The following is an 18,212-nucleotide window of genomic DNA, read 5'->3' as shown; positions in this document are numbered from 1 at the left end:
TTCCGGAGTTTTCTCGCAATGCTTGCCCGCTGGTTGCCTGTCGCCATCAACACCCGCCCCACCGAATGGAGCCGCGCCGCCATCGGCATGGCCTTGGGCACGCTGCTCAGCGTCTGGCTCTGTAGCCAGGTGTTTGGCATCGAGGTGGCCCAGCACCTGATCGGCCCGCTGGGGGCCTCGGCGGTGCTGTTGTTTGCCGTGTCTTCGGGGGCGCTCGCCCAGCCCTGGTCGATTCTGGGTGGCTACTTGTGCGCCGGGGTGATTGCGTTGCTGGTGGCCCATGTGTTGGGCCGAACCCTGGGGAGCGCCTGTCTGGCGGCGGGCATGGCAGTGTTGCTGATGTGTTGGTTACGGTGCCTGCATCCACCGGCCGGGGCATTGGCCCTGACCCTGGTGCTGGCCGATCCGGTGACCATTGCCATGGACTGGAAAGCCATTGAGCCGGTCATGCTCAGCGCAGCGACGATGCTGCTCTGCGCCCTCGCCTACAACAACCTGACCCGCGTTCGTTACCCCAAGGGCAGCAGCGAACCGGCCGTCATGATCCCGGCCGATCACCCGCCCGTCGACAGTCAGGCCATCACCGCCGAAGACCTGAAACTGGCGCTGGCGGACATGGAAGCCTTCTATGACGTCACGCCCGAGGACCTCGAACAGCTGATCCAGGCCAGCCAATTGCACGCCAAACGCCGCAGCGTCACCGAGGTGTTCGCCCCGCGTCCGTAAGCCCCTGTTCTGGTGGAACTTTTGCCGTGGCCGGGCGGTTCTGGCATCCTGCGCCTCCATTTTCTGACCCGGCCCGCCTTCTGGCACGCAAACCACCATGACCGCCTCCGAAAAAGCCCCCGCGCCCCGTAACACTGATCTGATCTACGGCCTCGATGACCGTCCGCACCTGACCGCCACCGTCTTCGCCGCCCTGCAACACGTGCTGGCGAGTTTCGTCGGCATCATCACCCCGACGCTGATCATGGGCAGCGCCCTGGGCCTGCAAAGCGAAATTCCCTATCTGATCAGCATGGCGCTGTTCGTCTCGGGCCTGGGCACCTTCGTCCAGGCGCGGCGCTTTGGCCCGGTGGGTTCGGGCCTGTTGTGCCTGCAAGGCACCAGTTTCTCGTTCATCAGTGTGATTCTCAGCGCCGGCTTCATGGTCAAGGCCCGGGGCGGTGGCACCGACGAGATTCTCTCGACCATCTTCGGCGTGTGCTTTTTTGCCGCGTTCATTGAAGTGGTGTTGAGCCAGTTCATCGGCAAACTGCGCATGCTGATCACCCCGGTGGTGACCGGGACGATCATCACGCTGATGGGGTTGTCGCTGATCAAGGTGGCGATGACCGACATCGCCGGCGGCTTCGGCGCCCAGGACTTGGGGGCTGCCAGTCACCTGGCCCTGGCGGCGCTGGTGCTGGGAACCATCGTGGTGTTGAACCGGGTAGACGTGCCGTTTCTGCGCCTGGGGGCGATTGTCATCGGCCTGACCCTCGGTTACGGGGTGGCCTGGCTCATGGGCCAGGTGGATTTCAACGGCCTGCCCGACGTCCCGCTGATGAGCGTACCGGTGCCTTTCAAGTACGGTTTTTCCTTCGACTGGGTGGCGTTCATTCCGGTCGCGGTGATCTTCCTCGTTTCGCCATTGGAGGCCGCCGGTGACCTCACGGCCAACTCGATGATTTCCCGGCAACCGGTCAAAGGCCCGGTGTACATACGCCGGATCAAGTCCGGCCTGCTCGCCGATGGTCTCAACTCGGCCATGGCGGCGGTGTTCAACAGCATGCCAATGGTGACCTTCGCCCAGAACAACGGGGTGATCCAGCTCACGGGCGTGGCCAGTCGCTACGTGGCGTTTTTCATTGCCGGTTTGCTGGTGGTGCTGGGCCTGTTCCCGATGATCGGCGCGGTACTGCAACTGATGCCCAAACCGGTGCTGGGGGGCGCGGAGCTGGTGATGTTCGGCACCGTCGCCGTGGCCGGGATCAAGATTCTCGCCGAGGCCGGCCTGCATCGGCGCAACATGCTGATCGTGGCGATTTCCATCGGCATGGGCCTGGGGGTGGCCGCCGTGCCGGAAGTCTTGCGTGAACTGCCCAAGGCCCTGCACAACATTTTCGAATCGCCCATCACTGTCGGCGCGCTGTGCGCTATCGTTCTTAATATCTTCCTGCCTGAGGAGTTCATCGAGCTGGAGGAGGACGAATTCGATCCGGAAGCCTCTGTGCTTCAGGTGATGCAGAACCCCGATGTGACCACCAGGGATGAACCCGCAAAAGCTGCGCTGGTTGCACCGTAAAACCGCCGGACGGGCTCAGGGGCTGAGCCGGTAGCGGAACAGCCCCTTTCAGATGAGAGCACGTCCATGCGCAGCGTTCACGCGGTCCTGATTTCCCTCCTGCTCTGCCTGAGCGCCTGTTCCTCGCTGCCCAATCGAGACCCGCTGAAAATCAACGTCGTGGGTATCGAGCCCCTGCAGGGCGAGGGCATGGAAGTACGCTTTGCCGTGACAATCCGCGTGCAGAACCCCAATGACAACAACCTCACCTACAGCGGCGTGGCCCTGGATCTGGACATCAACGGCCAGCCATTCGCCTCGGGCGTCAGCGATCAGAGGGGCGAGATCGGGCGTTTTTCCGACACCGTCGTGAGCGTGCCGGTCAGCGTTTCGGCATTTTCGTTCATCCGCCAGACCTATGGCATCAGCCAGATGAAAACCCTCAACAACATGCCTTATATCCTGCGCGGCAAGCTCTCGGGCGGGGTGTTCAACACGAAGCGTTTCGTCGACAGCGGCACCCTCAATCTGCCGGGATCGACCACTGGCAGTCGCTAGCGAGAGAGGGGCAGGCTGGCGCTGGATTTACTCGACGTCATTGAGAATCAGGCTGCGGTAATGCCCCGGATTTGACCCCGACCACTTGCGAAAGGCCTTGTAGAACGAACTGGTGTCAGCGAACCCGAGCCGTGTGGCGATTTCGCTGAAGCTGATCGCCGGCTCGGCCAGCCAGACGATCGCCAGTTCCTTGCGCACGCTGTCCTTGAGACCTTGATAGGTTTGCCCTTCTTCGGCCAGCCGGCGACGCAAGGTCGATGCCGACATGCACAGGCGTTGCGCCAGGGCCTCGGTTTCCGGCCAGTGCTCGGCCGGCAGGTGACGCAGATCGTATTTGATACGGTTGGCCAGGCTCTGCGGATCACGGTATTTCACCAGAATGTTCGCCGGCGCGTGGGCCAGGAATCGCTTGAGCTCTTCGGGGCTGCGCTTGATCGGCAAATCCAGGCAATCGGCGGAGAAAATCATCCGCGTGCGCGGACGGTCGAAACGCAGGTTCTCGGAAAACATCACCTGATAATCATCGCAGAAATCCGGTTTCGAACAGCGCAGCTCAATGGCCAGAATCGGAATCCGCCGCCCTGCCAGCCAGCAGGCAACGCCGTGGACAATCATCCAGTAGGTGAAATAGGTGAAGGCCCGGCGTGGCTCTTTGTCGTCTTCGAGCAGGACGATTTCCGCCAGGCTTTGCTGACGCACCAACTGCGCCGGCAGGTGTTCGAGGATCAACGACAGAAACGCCAGGCCGCCAGCCAGTCCCGCCGCCACGTTGGGTTGGAGCATGGCGCTGCGGCACAGGAATGCGAAGCTGCCGGATTTGAGTTTGCGTGGGTCCATGCCAAAAAACTCGTCATCCCCACGCCGTGCCAGCAGCCGCCACAGGCGCGCATAAGCGGTGGCTGGAACCCGGGCGCCGCAATTGCCCAACAGCTGTGGGTCGATGCCAACCTTGATCAACACCTCGTCCTTGTCGATGTCTGGCGCACAGCTTTGCAACAGTGCTTCACGCACCAGTTGGATGGAGATGGTGTCTTTTTCCGACATGGATTGCGGCAAGCCCTGTTCTTGTTCGAGTGGGGGGCATATTAGCTGAAACCACCCATTGAACGCAGATCCCCTGTACGAGCGAGCTTGCTCGCGAAAGCAGTGTGCCTGTCGTTGATGTACTGAAAGTGAAAACGCCTTCGCGGGCAAGCCCGCTCCCACAGGTTATTCAGCGAACACAGAGTTTGTGTACGACAAAGATCCTTGTGGGAGCGGGCTTGCCCGCGAAGGCGTCAGTCGCCGCAGGCTGCGACCTTTTGATTTTAATCTTTAAAGAATCCGGTAAAGCAGCCGCTCGATCCGCACACGACTCACGCGCTTGAGGAACTTGGCCACGCCCACCGGGTATTCGGCGAGGGTTTCCAGGTTCTGGAAGTGCTCGATTCGCCGCGTGTGCTGGAAAATCTCCGCCAGTTCCTGACGGCGCGGCTCCAGCCATTCGCCGTGCGGATCATCGATCAACAAGGCGTTTTCCAGATCGAGCCGGAACGCCCGCGGGTTGAGGTTGTTGCCGGTCAGCAAGGTATAGCGCCGGTCGATCCACATGCCCTTGAGGTGATAGGTGTTGTCACCATCAAGCCACAGGTGCAGGTTCAACTGACCGCTGTCGATGTTGCGCTGATGACGCTTGGCAAAACGGCGCAAGCTGATTTCGTACAGGTACGGCAGCGCCGAAATGACCCGGAACGGTTCGCTCGGCGGAATGTAGAAGTCATTGGCCGTCTTGTCACCGACCACAATATCGATCTTCACCCCACGGGCCAGTGCGCGGTTGATCTCGCGGATGATCGCCAACGGCAGGTTGAAGTACGGCGTGCAAATGGTCAGCTGCTGCTGGGCGCTGGCGATCAGCTCGCAGATCACCCGGTTCAGCGGATTGTTCTTGCCGACGCCGAGCAACGGGCTGACGGACAGACCGGTCCGGTCGGTGGTGCCTTGCGTGGTGTCGTACGCCGCGTGCTTGAGCCGGCTGCGCAGGTCGCCGATGTCATTGCGCAGGCTGCGGGTCGTCGGCAGGTTCGGCAGGTCGAGGCGGTGCACCGCTTTGGAGGCCACCAGGCCGTGCTGCACCAGGTGCTGCATCGAATCGGCCAGTTCGCGATTGTGCAGCACGTGATAGCGGTCGTAGCGGTACTTGTCGAACTTGTGCAGGTAGACGTTGTTCAGGCTCGCACCGCTGTAGATCACGCAGTCATCGATCACGAAGCCTTTGAGGTGCAGCACACCGAACAGTTCGCGGGTTTGCACCGGGACGCCGTAGATCGGCACTTCACTTGCGTGGGTGCGGGTCATTTCCTGGTACCAGGCCGAGTTGCCCGGTTGCTTGCCGGCACCGATCAGGCCGCGCTGGGCGCGCAGCCAGTCAACGACCACCACCACGTCCAGTTCCGGACGCGCCAGTTTGGCCGCGTGCAAGGCATCGAGAATTTCCTGGCCAGCTTCATCCTGTTGCAGGTACAGCGCAACGATGTAAATGCGCCGGGTCGCACTGGCGATTTTCTCCAGCAGGCAACGGCGGAATTCGGCAGCGCCGGAGAGGATGCCGACGGCATCGGCCGTCAGCGGAAAACTGCGCAGCTTGGGCAGCAGGGAACGTTTGAAAAGCGACGGCATAGGGCTCGCAATGGGTCGAATCCGAAGAACCTGAGAGCTTACACCATCGCTGGGGTCGGGTCTTGTTACTGTCTGTAATGCCCTATTCGCGAGCAAGCCCGCTCCCACAGGGGAACGCATTTCAAATGTGGGAGCGGGCTTGCTCGCGAAGACCATTTATCAGGCACTGCAAAAATATCGATTGACCAAGGAGAACGATCGTTCTACTGTTAGCCACATGAACGAAATCAATAGCAACGACACACGCGACATCATTCTGGATGTCACCGAAAAGTTGATCTACAAAAGTGGCATAGCCGCCACTGGCATGGATCTTCTGGTGAAAACCGCCGGCGTCTCCAGAAAAAGCATCTACCGCTACTTCGCCAACAAGGACGAACTGGTCGTGGCCGCCCTGCAACGCCGCGATCAGCGCTGGATGCACTGGTACCGCAGCGAAGTCGGCCAGGCCCAGACCCCGGCCGGGCGGCTGCTCAACCTGTTTACCGTACTGAAGTCGTGGTTCGCCAGCGAAGGCTTCCGCGGCTGCGCTTTCATCAACACCAGTGGCGAAACCGGCGACCCGCAAGACCCGGTGCGACTGGTCGCCAAAGAACATAAACAGAAACTGCTCGACTACCTGTGCGAGCTGTGTACCGAGCATGGCGCCGAGGATCCGCAGAGGCTGGCCAGACAGCTGCTGATCCTGATCGATGGTGCCATTACCGTGGCGCTTGTAACGGGTGATCACAGTGCCGCCGATAATGCGCAATGCATGGCGCGCAAGTTATTGGACCTGTAGCAACCAGATCAAGCTCGACAATTGTTTTAACTTTAACTTGATACGGAGACTTGAAATGTCTAATGCCGAAGTTCGTCCGCCATTGCCCCCTTTCACCCGTGAATCGGCCATTGAAAAAGTTCGCCTGGCTGAGGATGGCTGGAACTCCCGCGATGCGGAGCGCGTGTCCCTGGCCTACACCCTGGACACCCAGTGGCGAAACCGCGCCGAGTTCGCCCATAACCGCGAAGAAGCCAAAGGCTTCCTGACCCGCAAATGGGCCAAGGAGCTCGATTATCGACTGATCAAGGAACTCTGGGCCTTTACCGACAACCGCATCGCCGTGCGTTATGCCTATGAATGGCACGACGACTCGGGCAACTGGTTCCGTTCCTACGGCAACGAAAACTGGGAGTTCAACGAGGACGGCCTGATGGCCCGTCGCTTCGCCTGCATCAACGACATGCCGATCAAGGAAAGCGAGCGCAAGTTCCACTGGCCGCTGGGACGTCGTCCTGACGATCATCCGAGCCTGTCGGATCTGGGTCTGTAATTTAAATCCACACTAATCCCTGTGGGAGCGAGCTTGCTCGCGAAGAGGTCGTCAGATCCAGCATCGATGCTGGCTGACACACCCGCTTTCGCGAGCAGGCTCGCTCCCACATTGGTTTTGTGCTGTGCAGGTGGTTAAGATGCTGCCCTTCCCCGCAGCCTCTTTCTGCACCCGCCGAATAAGCCGATCCCATGCCTTTCGAACTCAGCGTTGACCTCTCCACCCTGGCCATCTTGGCCCTTGTCGCTTTTGTTGCCGGTTTCATCGACGCCATCGCCGGTGGCGGTGGGCTGTTGACCACCCCGGCCCTGTTGACCGCCGGCCTGCCGCCGCACCTGGTGCTGGGCACCAACAAGCTCAGTTCGACCTTCGGCTCGGCGATTGCCAGTTTCACCTTCTATCGGCGCAAGCTGTTCCACCCCGCGCAATGGGTGCACGCCATCGTCGGTACCCTGGTCGGCGCGCTGACCGGTGCCGTGGTCGCGCACTACCTGCCAGCGGAATGGTTGAACAAAATGCTGCCGGTGATCGTCTTCGCCTGCGGCGTTTATCTGTTGTTTGGCGGTACGCCGAAAGCGCCGACGGACAGCGACGCACCGATCAAGAAAACATGGCAGTCGACCCAGGGTTTCAGCCTCGGTTTCTATGACGGCGTGGCCGGTCCCGGCACGGGCGCGTTCTGGACCGTCAGCAGCCTGTTGCTCTACCCCATCGACCTGGTGAAGGCCAGCGGCGTGGCGCGCAGCATGAACTTCGTCAGCAACGCGGCGGCGCTGTCGATCTTCATCTTTTCCGGTCAGGTGGACTGGATCATCGGCCTGTGCATGGGCTCGTCATTGATGGTCGGCGCCTTTTTCGGCGCTCGCACCGCCATCAGCGGCGGCGCGAAATTCATTCGCCCGGTGTTCATCACCGTGGTGTTGGGCCTGACCGTGCGCCTAGCCTGGCAGCACTGGTTCAGCGTGGCCTAAACGCCGCGCCACGTAGACATCGATCAGGTAACGGGCAATCGAGCGCGACGCCGGCAACGGCGGCAGCGCATGTACGTTGAACCACTGGGCGTCCTCGATCTCGTCTTCCTGGCAGACGATCTCGCCACTGGCGTATTCGGCATGAAAGCCGAGCATCATCGAGTGCGGGAACGGCCAGCACTGGCTGCCCATGTACTGGATGTTCCTGACCTCGATGCTCACCTCTTCACGAACCTCGCGAATCAGGCAGTCCTCGGCCGATTCGCCCGGTTCGGCGAACCCCGCCAATGTGCTGTAGACACCGCTGACAAAACGCGGTGAGCGTGCCAACAGCACTTCATCGCCTCGGGTGACCAGTACGATCATGCTCGGCGAAATCCGTGGATAGCTGCGCAGATCACACGGCTGGCAATACATCGCCCGTTCGCGCGGCACCTGGGTCATGGCCTGACCGCAGTTACCGCAAAAGCGGTGCTCGCGGGCCCAGGTGCCGATCTGTGCGGCGTAACCGAGCACCTTGTAGACCGTGTGATCGCCTTCGAGCATGAACGCCCGCAAGCCCTTCCAGTTACAGCCCGACACCTCGCTGTGACTGCGCAGCTCCAGCAGGTAGACCGGCTCGCCATCGAGATGACCGATGCCATGTTCGGCAAGAATCGGCAGGTCCTGACGCTTCAGCCATTCGCGCGGAAACAGTGCGCCATTGTCATCGAACAGAAAGCCTTCGGGGCTGCGCGCGACGGCCCAGCCGCCGGGTTGGTCGGTGTCCAGTACTGCAGTGGTCCAGCGAGGAATCATGGTTAATCAATCCAGAAATTCGGGTTTCTGTTTGCTCATATGGGCGGCCATGGCCACGCGCAGATCGGTGGATTGCAGCATGGCGGCGTTCCAGGTGGCGATGTATTCGAGGCCGTCATCGATGCGATGGTCACGCATGTAGCTGATCATCTCCTTGGTGCCGGTGACGGCGATCGGCGACTTGCTGGCGATTGCGTAGGCAATGCCCATGACGCCGTCGAGCAGGCTGTCGTTGTCGCTGTAGACGCGATTGACCAGGCCCATGCTCCGCGCTTCGTCGGCGCCAAAGGTGCGACCAGTGTAAGCCAGTTCGCGCAGCATGCCGTCACCGATGATCCGCGGCAAGCGTTGCAGCGTGCCCACGTCGGCGGCCATGCCGATGTCGATTTCCTTGATCGAGAACTGTGCGTCCTCGGCGGCATAACGCATGTCGCACGCGGCAATCAGGTCGATGGCGCCACCCAGGCAGTAGCCCTGAATCGCTGCGAGCACCGGTTTACGGCAGTTGTCGACGGCATTGAACGACGCTTGCAGGGTAAGGATCTTGCGCCGCAACAGCCGCGCATTGCGGCCAACGTCCTTGCCCAGTTCATTGGCCACACCGGCCAGCATCATCAGGTCGATACCCGAGGAGAAATGCTTGCCTGCCCCGCTGAGGACCACCACGCGCACTTCATCGGTGTCGTCGATCCACTGGAAGATTTCGACGATCTCGCTCCAGAACGCAGCGTTCATCGAGTTGATCTTCTGCGGCCGATTGATCTGCACATGGGCGATTTTATCAACCAGTTCGACGTTGAACGCGCTGTACTGAGACATTCCATTGATCCTTTTGCGGGCAGAAAACGAGGCCCGAACTATAACAAGGCATCGCGACCGGCAGTAAGGCAGTGGTTCCGCCAAATCCGGGACTTGGCACGCGCACCATATTGGTGCGCGTGCGCTCGATCACGTCGCACATTGATGTGACGGCCCGGTGACTTTTTGCGGCAAAAACGCAAAAAAAACATGCACTTCGTCGGGGCGTTTGCACCTCGATCAAGCACGTCCGTACCGTTACAAACCGATTGTCGAACAATTTTGCCATCTGCCCTTTACCGCTCTAAGTTCTGGCCTAGACTCATTTTCTCAAAGCGAAACCGGTCGGTCACAAAGTGGAAAAACAGTCGAAACTTTTTCCATTCCCGATCGGTCCTCTGACAAGAAGGTGCGTTGCGACTGGTGCAATCTTTGCAACGGCTCATTCACCCCTTTTGCTTCAAAGCATCGGGCAGCGCTTGCTCACTGATGCGCAGCGCTTTTGCGCCCGGCCACGGGAATTGGCCATGAAACACCGTTTGCCAGACCTAAGAATTAGATCAACAGCACGGGAGATTCATATGATCAGTACGGCTTTGGAAATACAGGGAGAGCGTGCTCATCAGGTCGGCGAATCGAGCGCCGTAACTGCCGCAAACACCCAACCCGTCAGCGTGCCCGGCACCAGGACGCTGACCCCGGCAGCCCAGCAGAATCCGAACCGTAAGAAAGTGTTGTTCGTGACCTCGGAAATTGCCGACCTGGTGAAAACCGGTGGCCTGGGCGACGTTTCCGCGGCGCTGCCACGGGCCATGGCCCATCTGCACGATGTGCGGGTGTTGATCCCGGGTTACCCGCAGGTGCTGCACAGCGAGAACCCCATTCATATCATCGGTGAGCTCGGCGGTCATGCCGCGTTGCCTCCGTGCAAGATCGGGCGCATGGACATGCCCGATGGTCTGGTCATCTACGTACTGATCTGCCCCGAACTCTACGAGCGCGAAGGTTCACCCTACGGCGCCAACAACGGCCGCGACTGGCCGGACAACCATATCCGTTTCGCCCGCCTGGGCCTGGCGGCGGCCGATATCGCCGCCAACCTCGCGCAAATCCACTGGTGCCCGGACCTGGTGCACGCCCACGACTGGCCGGCCGGCCTGGCCCCGGCCTACATGCACTGGCGTGGGCAGCGCACACCGACGCTGTTCACCATCCACAACCTGGCCTATCAAGGCGTAACCAGCCTGGGCTCGTGCCCCGAACTGGGCATTCCCCATCACGCGCTGCAACAGGAAGGCATGGAGTTCTACGGCAAGATGTCGTTCCTCAAGGCCGGCATGGCCTACTCGAGCCACATCACCACCGTCAGCGCGACCTACGCCCAGGAAATCACCACCCCGGATTTCGGCTGCGGTCTCGACGGTTTCCTCGCCGCAAAGACCCAGCAAGGCCTGCTCAGCGGGATTCCCAACGGCATCGATGAAAGCTGGGATGCGGCCACCGACCCGCACCTGTTCTGCCCGTTCGAAATCGGCGACTGGGACGGCAAGGCGGTGAACGCCGCCCATGTGCGCGAGCTGTTCGGCCTGCAAGACTCCGAAGGGCCGCTGTTCGCCGTGGTGTCGCGCCTGGTCTACCAGAAAGGCCTGGACCTGACCGAAGCGGTCTCCGAGTACATCGTCAAATCCGGTGGCCAGATCGCGATCATCGGTCGTGGCGAGCCGGAAGAAGAACAGTCGATGCGCGAACTGGCCCTGCGTTTCCCCGGGCAGATCGGCGTGCGCATCGGCTTTAACGAAACCGATGCCCGGCGCATGTTCGCCGGCAGCGACTTCCTGCTGATGCCTTCGCGTTACGAACCCTGCGGCCTGAGCCAGATGTACGCCCAGCGCTTCGGCTCGTTACCGGTGGCGCGCAATACCGGCGGCCTGGCCGACACCATCGAAAACGGCGTGACCGGCTTCCTGTTCGATGAATCCACCGTGCAGAGCTACCAGGAAGCCCTGAGCCGCGCGTTCAAGGTGTTCGCCTTCCCCGACCTGCTGCACGCCATGCGCTGCCGGGCCATGGCAGCGCCGTTCAACTGGTGCAAGGCGGTCGAACCCTACGCCGAACTCTATGAACAGCTTGTGGCGAAAGCGTTGGGGAAATCGAACAAACAGTAAGAGGCTTTCAAGATGCCGTTACGGACCCTTGAGACCTGGCCCCACGGCGCAATCATGCTGGACGCAGAGCACACGCGATTCGCGTTGTGGGCGCCAGATGCGTTTTACGTCAGTGTCGAACTGGAACATGGACAGTCCTTGCCGTTGTTGCCCCAGGCCGACGGCTGGTTCGTGAGCGACACCCGATGCGCGGCGGGCACGCGTTACCGCTACAGCATCGACGGCGAACTGGAAGTGCCCGACCCGGCTTCCCGCGCACAGGACGGCGATATCGACCGGCACAGTGTGGTGGTCGATCCGCTGGCCTATGCCTGGCAACACAGTGCCTGGCCGGGACGGCCGTGGAACGAAGCGGTGATCTACGAGTTGCACGTCGGTGCCCTCGGCGGCTTCAGTGCCGTCGAGCAGCATCTGGCGCGCCTGGTCGAACTGGGGGTCACTGCGATCGAACTGATGCCCATCGCGCAGTTTCCCGGGGAGCGCAATTGGGGGTATGACGGCGTCCTGCCCTACGCGCCCCAGGCTTCATACGGGTCACCCGAGCAGCTCAAACACTTGATCGACACCGCCCACGGTCATGGTCTGGCGGTGATTCTCGACGTGGTCTACAACCACTTCGGTCCGGACGGCAATTACCTGCATCGTTATGCCAAGGGTTTTTTTCGCGAAGACAAACAGACGCCGTGGGGTGCGGCCATCGACTTCCGCCGCCGCGAAGTACGGGACTTCTTCATCGAAAACGCCTTGATGTGGCTGCTCGAATACCGTTTCGACGGTTTGCGCCTGGACGCGGTGCATGCCATCGAAGACCCGGATTTCCTCCAGGAACTGGCGCAACGGGTGCGCCAGCAGACGGGACCGGCGCGACATGTGTGGCTGATGGTGGAGAACGAACACAACCAGGCCGGCCTGCTTGAACAGGGTTACGACGCGCAGTGGAACGATGACGGCCACAATGCCCTGCATGTGTTACTGACCGGCGAAACCGAGGCCTATTACGCCGACTACGCACACAACCCCACCGAACAACTGGCGCGTTGCCTGAGCCAGGGGTTCGTGTTCCAGGGTCATGTCAATCGCCATGGCGTGGCCCGCGGTGAACCCAGCGGACACTTGCCTCCCGGCGCCTTCATCCTGTTCCTGCAAAACCATGACCAGATCGGCAACCGGGCCTTCGGCGAGCGCCTGCATCAACTCGCCCACCCGCAAGCGCTGCGGGCCGCCACGGTGTTGCTGCTGTTGTCGCCGATGATTCCGCTGCTGTTCATGGGCGACGAGTTCGCCGTCGAGCAACCCTTCCTGTTTTTCACCAGCCATCACGGTGAGTTGGCCAAGTTGGTACGGGACGGCCGGCGCAACGAGTTCGCGGCGTTCAGCGTGTTTGCCGACCCACTCCTGCGCGAACACATTCCTGACCCGAACGATCCGCAGACATTTGCAGCGTCCCGCCCTGTCCTGCCTTCGACCGGCCATACTGAGATGCACGAGCTGTATTGCCGGCTGTTGCAGATCCGTCACCGGCTCCTCATCCCCCGCTTGCCGGGCACCCAGGCACTGGGGGCGGACAAGCTGGGCGAAGGCGCGGTCAGTGCCGCCTGGCGCCTGGGCGATGGCAGCGAACTGCGCATTGACCTGAACCTCAGCGACAAGCCCGTAGTCCACTCCTCACAGAGCGGTGCCGCGCGGTTGTTCGAATACCCGCCACAGAGCGCCGATCTGCTGGACCAGGGCACCCTTGCCCCCTATTGCGCGCTCGTCAGTCTCGCCGCCGCAGCCCCTATGCCACTTCGTATGGAGAGCGTCCATGAGTGATGCGCAACTGGAAATTCTGGCCAGCCGTGCCGGCCTCGCGGTCGACTGGATCGACGCCAACGGCCGCCCGCAAAAAGTCGCACCTTCCGTGTTGCGCAATGTGCTGACCGGCCTGGGCCACCCGGCGGGCAGTGCCCAGGAAATCGACGCCAGCCTGCTGGAATTGCAAGCGGTGCAACAGACCCATCACTTGCCGCCATTGATCACCGCCGATGTCGGGACAAGCCTGGATCTGGCGCGCTTTTTTGCACCTCAAACCCCTTGCGAAATCCACCTCGAAGACGGTTCGCGGCTCAACCTGAAACTGGACGCCAACGCAAAGCTGCCGGGGCTGGTACCGGTCGGCTACCAACAGGTCAGTATCGACGGACAAACCTTCACCCTGGCGGTGGCCCCCTCCCGGTGTTACAGCGTCGCCGATGCCGTGGATAACCCGATCCCCCGTGCCTGGGGCCTGAGCGTGCAACTGTATGCCTTGCGCCGCCCCGGCGATGGCGGGTTTGGTGACACCCAGGCGCTGGAGGACCTTGCCCGGGTGGCCGGTGAACGTGGCGCCGAGGCGCTGGCGATCAGCCCCTTGCATGCGATGTTTTCCAATGACACCCAACGCTACAGCCCTTACTCGCCCTCCAGCCGTCTGTTTCTCAACAGCCTTTACTGCGCCCCCGGCACCATTCTCGGCGAGCGCGCCCTGCGTACCGCCATCGATGCCACCGGGCTGGCCATTGAGCTCAAGGCGCTGGAAGAGCGTCCGCTGATTGACTGGCCGGCCGCCGCCGAAGCCAAGCATCGGCTGTTGCAGTCGCTGTACGAAGGTTTCGTCCAGGGTGAACACCCCTTGCATGAAGACTTCAGCAGTTTTCGTCACGCTGCCGGCGAAGCGCTGGAAAACCACTGTCGCTTCGAAGCCATCCAGGAGGCACGCGCCGCTCGCGGTGAACACCTCGACTGGCGGCAGTGGCCCGAACCCTGGCGTAATCCGCGAAGCGCTGAACTGGCGGCATTCGCCGAAGAGAATGCCGGGCGCATCGGCTTCTTCGCTTTCTGCCAGTGGCTGATCACCCGCTGCCTGGAGCGCGCGCAAACCGCCGCCCGCGCCAGCGGCATGAGCATCGGCCTGATCGCCGACCTGGCCGTCGGTGCCGATGGCGGCGGCAGCCAGGCCTGGAGCCGGCAGGACGAATTGCTCGCGTCCCTCACCGTCGGTGCGCCACCGGATATTCTCAACCGCACAGGCCAGGGCTGGGGAATTTCCGCGTTCTCCCCGGAAGGCCTGGTGCGCAATGGATTCCGGGCGTTCATCGAGATGCTGCGGGCCAATTTCGCCCACTGCGGTGGCTTGCGTATCGATCACATCATGGGGCTGCAGCGTCTGTGGGTGATCCCCAACGGCTCGCCGCCGGCCGACGGCGCCTACCTGTATTACCCGGTGGACGACCTGTTGCGTTTGCTGACCCTGGAATCCCATCGGCACCAGGCCATCGTCCTCGGCGAAGACCTCGGCACCGTGCCGGACGGCCTGCGGGAAAAACTCATCGCCCGTTCGATGCTCGGCATGCGGGTGTTGCTGTTCGAGCAGGACAACACGCACTTCAAGCCGATCCTTGACTGGCCGGACAACGCACTGGCGACCACCAGCACCCATGACCTGCCGACCCTCAACGGCTGGTGGCATGGTCGCGACATCGACTGGAACGCCCGGCTCGGCATGGTCGACGCCAGCGGTGAGATCGAATGGCGCCAGCATCGCGAGCGCGAGCGCGAGGGACTGCGCCGGGCGTTGAGCCAGGACCCGCAGAACTTCCGCGAAGAATCCCACGAAACCGACCAGGTGCTCGACGCCAGCGTGCGTTTTCTCGGGCATACCCGGGCCCCCTTGGTGCTGTTGCCGCTGGAGGATGCCCTTGGCGTGGAACAACAGGCCAACCTGCCCGGCACCATCGACACCCACCCGAACTGGTCACGGCGCTTGCCCGGCTACAGCGAAGCCCTGCTCGATGGACCGGATGCCGCGCGGCGCCTGGAACTGCTCGCCTGTGCGCGACTGCAGGCGGCTGAGCGTGACCGATGACCCGACAGCCGACCCGCCCGCTGCGCGCCACGCTGCGCCTGCAATTTCATAAAGGTTTCACGCTGGAAGATGCGGTGCCGCTGGTGCCGTATTTCGCACGCCTGGGCATCAGCCATGTCTACGCCTCCCCGCTGTTGCGTGCCCGAGCCGGATCGATGCATGGCTATGACGTGGTGGACCCGACCAGGGTCAACCCGGAACTGGGAGGCGAAGGGGCGCTGCGCAGCCTGGTCAACGCCTTGCACGAGCAGGACATGGGGTTGATCCTCGACATTGTCTCCAACCACATGGCGGTCGGCGGCGCTGACAATCCCTGGTGGCTGGACCTGTTGGAGTGGGGACGCCTGAGCCCCTACGGCGAGTTTTTCGACATCCAGTGGCACTCTCCCGATCCGTTGATGGAAGGCCAGCTGCTCCTGCCGTTCCTGGGCAGCGATTACGGCGTGGCACTGCAGGACGGCACCCTGCCCCTGCGCTTCGATGCCTGGCACGGCAGCTTCCATGTCGAGCACTACGAACACCGTTTCCCGATTTGCCCCCGGGATTACGGCGAACTGCTCAAGCCCGATGCAGCGCTCGATACGGAGCAGACCGAACAACTGAAAAACCTGGCCGATCGCTTCAGCACCCTCAGCTACCAGTTCGACGCCCACAGCCTGGCCATACCGTTGAAAGCGGAACTGCGCGATCTGGTCAGCGATCCACTGATTGCTCAAGCCATTGAGCAACACCTGAAACACTACGACTCACTGACCGGCGAAGGCTTCCAGCGCCTGCACAACCTGCTGGAGCGCCAGAGCTATCGCCTCGCCAGCTGGCGCACGGCCGCCGATGACATCAACTGGCGGCGCTTCTTTGATATCAATGAACTCGGCGGACTGCGCGTCGAACGTCCCGCGGTGTTCGAAGCCACCCACGCGAAGATCTTCCAGCTGGTGGCCGAGGGGCTGATCGACGGGTTGCGCATCGACCACATCGACGGCCTCGCCGACCCGCGAGGCTACTGCCGAAAGCTGCGGCGTCGGGTCGACAGCCTGTCCGCAGGCCGCCATCTGCCGATCTTTGTCGAAAAAATCCTCGGCGAAGGCGAGTCTCTGCACCTCGACTGGTCGGTGGACGGCACCACCGGTTATGAATTCATGAACCAGCTGTCACTGCTGCAACACGACCCACGGGGCGCGCAGACACTGGCCGAACGCTGGCAGCGCCACAGTGAGCGGCCCGCCGACTTCTCCCAGGAAGCACAACTGGCCCGCCAGCAAATCCTCAACGGTTCCCTGGCCGGCGCTTTCGAAAGCGTCGCCCAGGCCTTGCTGCAAGTGGCCCGGGACAACCTCATGAGCCGCGACCTGACCCTCGGCGCCATTCGCCGGGCCTTGCAGGCGCTGATCGTGCATTTCCCGGTGTACCGCACCTACATCAGCCCCCTCGGCCGGACAGGCCAGGACGAGGTGTTTTTCCAACAGGCCATGGACGGCGCCCGCCAGACACTGAGCGAGGCTGACTGGCCGGTGCTCGATTGCCTGGCCGGCTGGCTCGGTGGTGAGCCCTGGCGGCAACGCCCGGCCGGTCGCCAGCGCAAACGCCTCAAGCACGCCTGCGTACGTTTCCAGCAACTGACCTCGCCAGCCGCGGCGAAAGCGGTGGAAGACACCGCGTTCTATCGTTCGGGCGTCTTGCTCTCGCGCAATGACGTGGGGTTCAGCACCGAGCAGTTCAGTGTCCCGGTTGCCGACTTTCATCGGGCCTGCATCGAGCGCCTTGAAACCTTCCCGGACAATCTGCTGGCCAGCGCCACCCACGACCACAAGCGTGGCGAAGACTCACGCGCGCGGCTGGCGGTACTGAGTGAACGCAGCGGCTGGTACAGCGAGCAGATCGGCCTGTGGCGCGCCCTCGCCCGGCCCTTGCGCCAGGACGATCAAGTGCCGTCGGCGGGCGATGAGTTGATTCTGTACCAGGCCATCCTTGGCAGTTGGCCGCCGGGATTGGCTATCGATAATCCGCCGGCGCTCGAGGACTACGCCAGACGCCTCTGGCAATGGCAGCGCAAGGCCCTGCGCGAAGCCAAGCTGCAAAGCAGCTGGAGCGCGCCCAATGACGCTTACGAGCAAGCGACCGAGAACCTTATCCAGCGTCTGTTGCTCAGCCCCGAAGGTGAGCTGCTGCGTGCGGCCCTGGCCAGGGCGGCCCGTTCGATTGCCGCCCCCGGTGCCCTTAACGGTTTGGCGCAAACCTTGCTGCGCATGACCGTGCCCGGCGTGCCGGATTTGTATCAGGGCAACGATTTCTGGGACTTCAGCCTGGTCGACCCGGACAACCGTCGCCCCGTGGATTACGCCAGCCGCCAGCAGGCACTGCAGCACGCGGCAGACCTGCCGGACCTATTGTCGAACTGGCAGGACGGGCGCATCAAGCAAGCCCTGATTGCGCGCACCCTGGGCCTGCGCGCCGAACATGCCGAGCTGTTTCGACGTGGCACTTACCAGGCCCTGCAAGTGCTGGGCAGCGAGGCCCATCGAGTGCTGGGTTTTGTCCGCGAGCGGGAGGGAGAACGCGCCATCGTGATTGTGCCGATACGCTGTGCCGAACTGCTGGAAAACAGTGCCATCCCCCAGGTCCACGCGCCGCTGTGGGGCGATACCCGGATCAAACTGCCGTTCACCGTTGCAGACGAACATCTGAAGGGACTTTTCACCGGCATCACAGTCACAAAACACAGAGAGCTGCTGATCAGCGCCGCGCTGGGGGATTTCCCGGTCAACCTCATTATTCAAACTCACCACACTTGAGTTCAGTTCA

The 18,212-nt window shown here is 62.1% G+C and carries 14 protein-coding genes; 10 read left to right on the top strand and 4 right to left on the bottom strand.

Annotated elements, in window-relative coordinates; translation table 11 throughout:
• Window positions 1–18 precede the first annotated feature (18 nt).
• The 3 genes from BSF40_RS24085 (at window position 19) to BSF40_RS24075 (ending at window position 2,824) form a co-directional block, all read left to right on the top strand.
• Window positions 19–726 (top strand): HPP family protein, encoded by a 708-nt coding sequence (locus tag BSF40_RS24085; protein ID WP_095967080.1) that lies wholly within the window; start codon window positions 19–21, stop codon window positions 724–726.
• A 97-nt stretch (window positions 727–823) separates the two neighbouring features.
• The gene (locus BSF40_RS24080; protein WP_095967079.1) at window positions 824–2,287 is read left to right on the top strand and encodes a nucleobase:cation symporter-2 family protein; all 1,464 of its coding nucleotides are present in this window, start codon (window positions 824–826) and stop codon (window positions 2,285–2,287) included.
• Between the two features lie 66 nt (window positions 2,288–2,353).
• Window positions 2,354–2,824: an LEA type 2 family protein gene (locus BSF40_RS24075; protein ID WP_015095281.1), complete on the top strand. Its 471-nt coding sequence runs from the start codon at window positions 2,354–2,356 to the stop codon at window positions 2,822–2,824.
• A 27-nt stretch (window positions 2,825–2,851) separates the two neighbouring features.
• Here the strand turns inward: BSF40_RS24075 and BSF40_RS24070 are convergent, their stop codons facing one another.
• Window positions 2,852–3,868, bottom strand: a complete 1,017-nt coding sequence (locus tag BSF40_RS24070) for an AraC family transcriptional regulator (RefSeq protein ID WP_095967078.1) — start codon at window positions 3,866–3,868, stop codon at window positions 2,852–2,854.
• Window positions 3,869–4,138: 270 nt separating this feature from the next.
• Window positions 4,139–5,482: a CDP-diacylglycerol--serine O-phosphatidyltransferase gene (gene pssA, locus BSF40_RS24065; protein ID WP_095967077.1), complete on the bottom strand. Its 1,344-nt coding sequence runs from the start codon at window positions 5,480–5,482 to the stop codon at window positions 4,139–4,141.
• Window positions 5,483–5,699: 217 nt separating this feature from the next.
• Between pssA and BSF40_RS24060 the strand changes: the two genes are divergently transcribed.
• From BSF40_RS24060 to BSF40_RS24050, 3 genes are all read left to right on the top strand, one after another.
• On the top strand, window positions 5,700–6,263 hold the full coding sequence (locus BSF40_RS24060) for a TetR/AcrR family transcriptional regulator (RefSeq protein ID WP_095967076.1): 564 nt from the start codon (window positions 5,700–5,702) through the stop codon (window positions 6,261–6,263).
• A 55-nt stretch (window positions 6,264–6,318) separates the two neighbouring features.
• Entirely contained in the window at window positions 6,319–6,795 is a 477-nt protein-coding gene (locus BSF40_RS24055; RefSeq protein WP_095967075.1) for a nuclear transport factor 2 family protein, read from the top strand.
• Between the two features lie 191 nt (window positions 6,796–6,986).
• A complete protein-coding gene (locus BSF40_RS24050; RefSeq protein WP_007974280.1) occupies window positions 6,987–7,766 on the top strand; it encodes a TSUP family transporter in 780 nt (259 codons plus the stop codon).
• Here the strand turns inward: BSF40_RS24050 and nudC are convergent.
• A complete protein-coding gene (gene nudC / locus BSF40_RS24045; protein ID WP_015095286.1) occupies window positions 7,734–8,564 on the bottom strand; it encodes an NAD(+) diphosphatase in 831 nt (276 codons plus the stop codon). The genes BSF40_RS24050 and nudC overlap by 33 nt on opposite strands.
• A gap of 6 nt (window positions 8,565–8,570) precedes the next feature.
• Entirely contained in the window at window positions 8,571–9,383 is an 813-nt protein-coding gene (locus tag BSF40_RS24040) for a crotonase/enoyl-CoA hydratase family protein (RefSeq protein WP_095967074.1), read from the bottom strand.
• Window positions 9,384–9,943: 560 nt separating this feature from the next.
• On the opposite strand from BSF40_RS24040, the gene glgA reads away from it, so the two are divergent.
• Genes glgA through BSF40_RS24020 form a run of 4 tightly spaced genes read left to right on the top strand, consistent with a single transcriptional unit; the run spans window position 9,944 to window position 18,202 of the window.
• On the top strand, window positions 9,944–11,527 hold the full coding sequence (gene glgA, locus BSF40_RS24035) for a glycogen synthase GlgA (protein WP_095967073.1): 1,584 nt from the start codon (window positions 9,944–9,946) through the stop codon (window positions 11,525–11,527).
• Window positions 11,528–11,539: 12 nt separating this feature from the next.
• Window positions 11,540–13,339, top strand: coding sequence for a malto-oligosyltrehalose trehalohydrolase (gene treZ, locus BSF40_RS24030; RefSeq protein ID WP_095967072.1), 1,800 nt, complete (start codon window positions 11,540–11,542; stop codon window positions 13,337–13,339).
• Window positions 13,332–15,410, top strand: a complete 2,079-nt coding sequence (malQ, locus tag BSF40_RS24025) for a 4-alpha-glucanotransferase (protein WP_095967071.1) — start codon at window positions 13,332–13,334, stop codon at window positions 15,408–15,410. The genes treZ and malQ overlap by 8 nt, the downstream gene beginning before the upstream one ends.
• The gene (locus tag BSF40_RS24020) at window positions 15,407–18,202 is read left to right on the top strand and encodes a malto-oligosyltrehalose synthase (protein WP_095967070.1); all 2,796 of its coding nucleotides are present in this window, start codon (window positions 15,407–15,409) and stop codon (window positions 18,200–18,202) included. The genes malQ and BSF40_RS24020 overlap by 4 nt, the downstream gene beginning before the upstream one ends.
• Window positions 18,203–18,212: the final 10 nt, after the last annotated feature.

Source organism: Pseudomonas sp. ACN5, assembly GCF_002303975.1.
Taxonomy (GTDB): Bacteria; Pseudomonadota; Gammaproteobacteria; order Pseudomonadales; family Pseudomonadaceae; genus Aquipseudomonas; species Aquipseudomonas laurylsulfatiphila.
The sequence above is the reverse complement of the archived record's forward strand: the minus strand, read 5'-3'. Positions and strand labels throughout refer to the sequence as shown.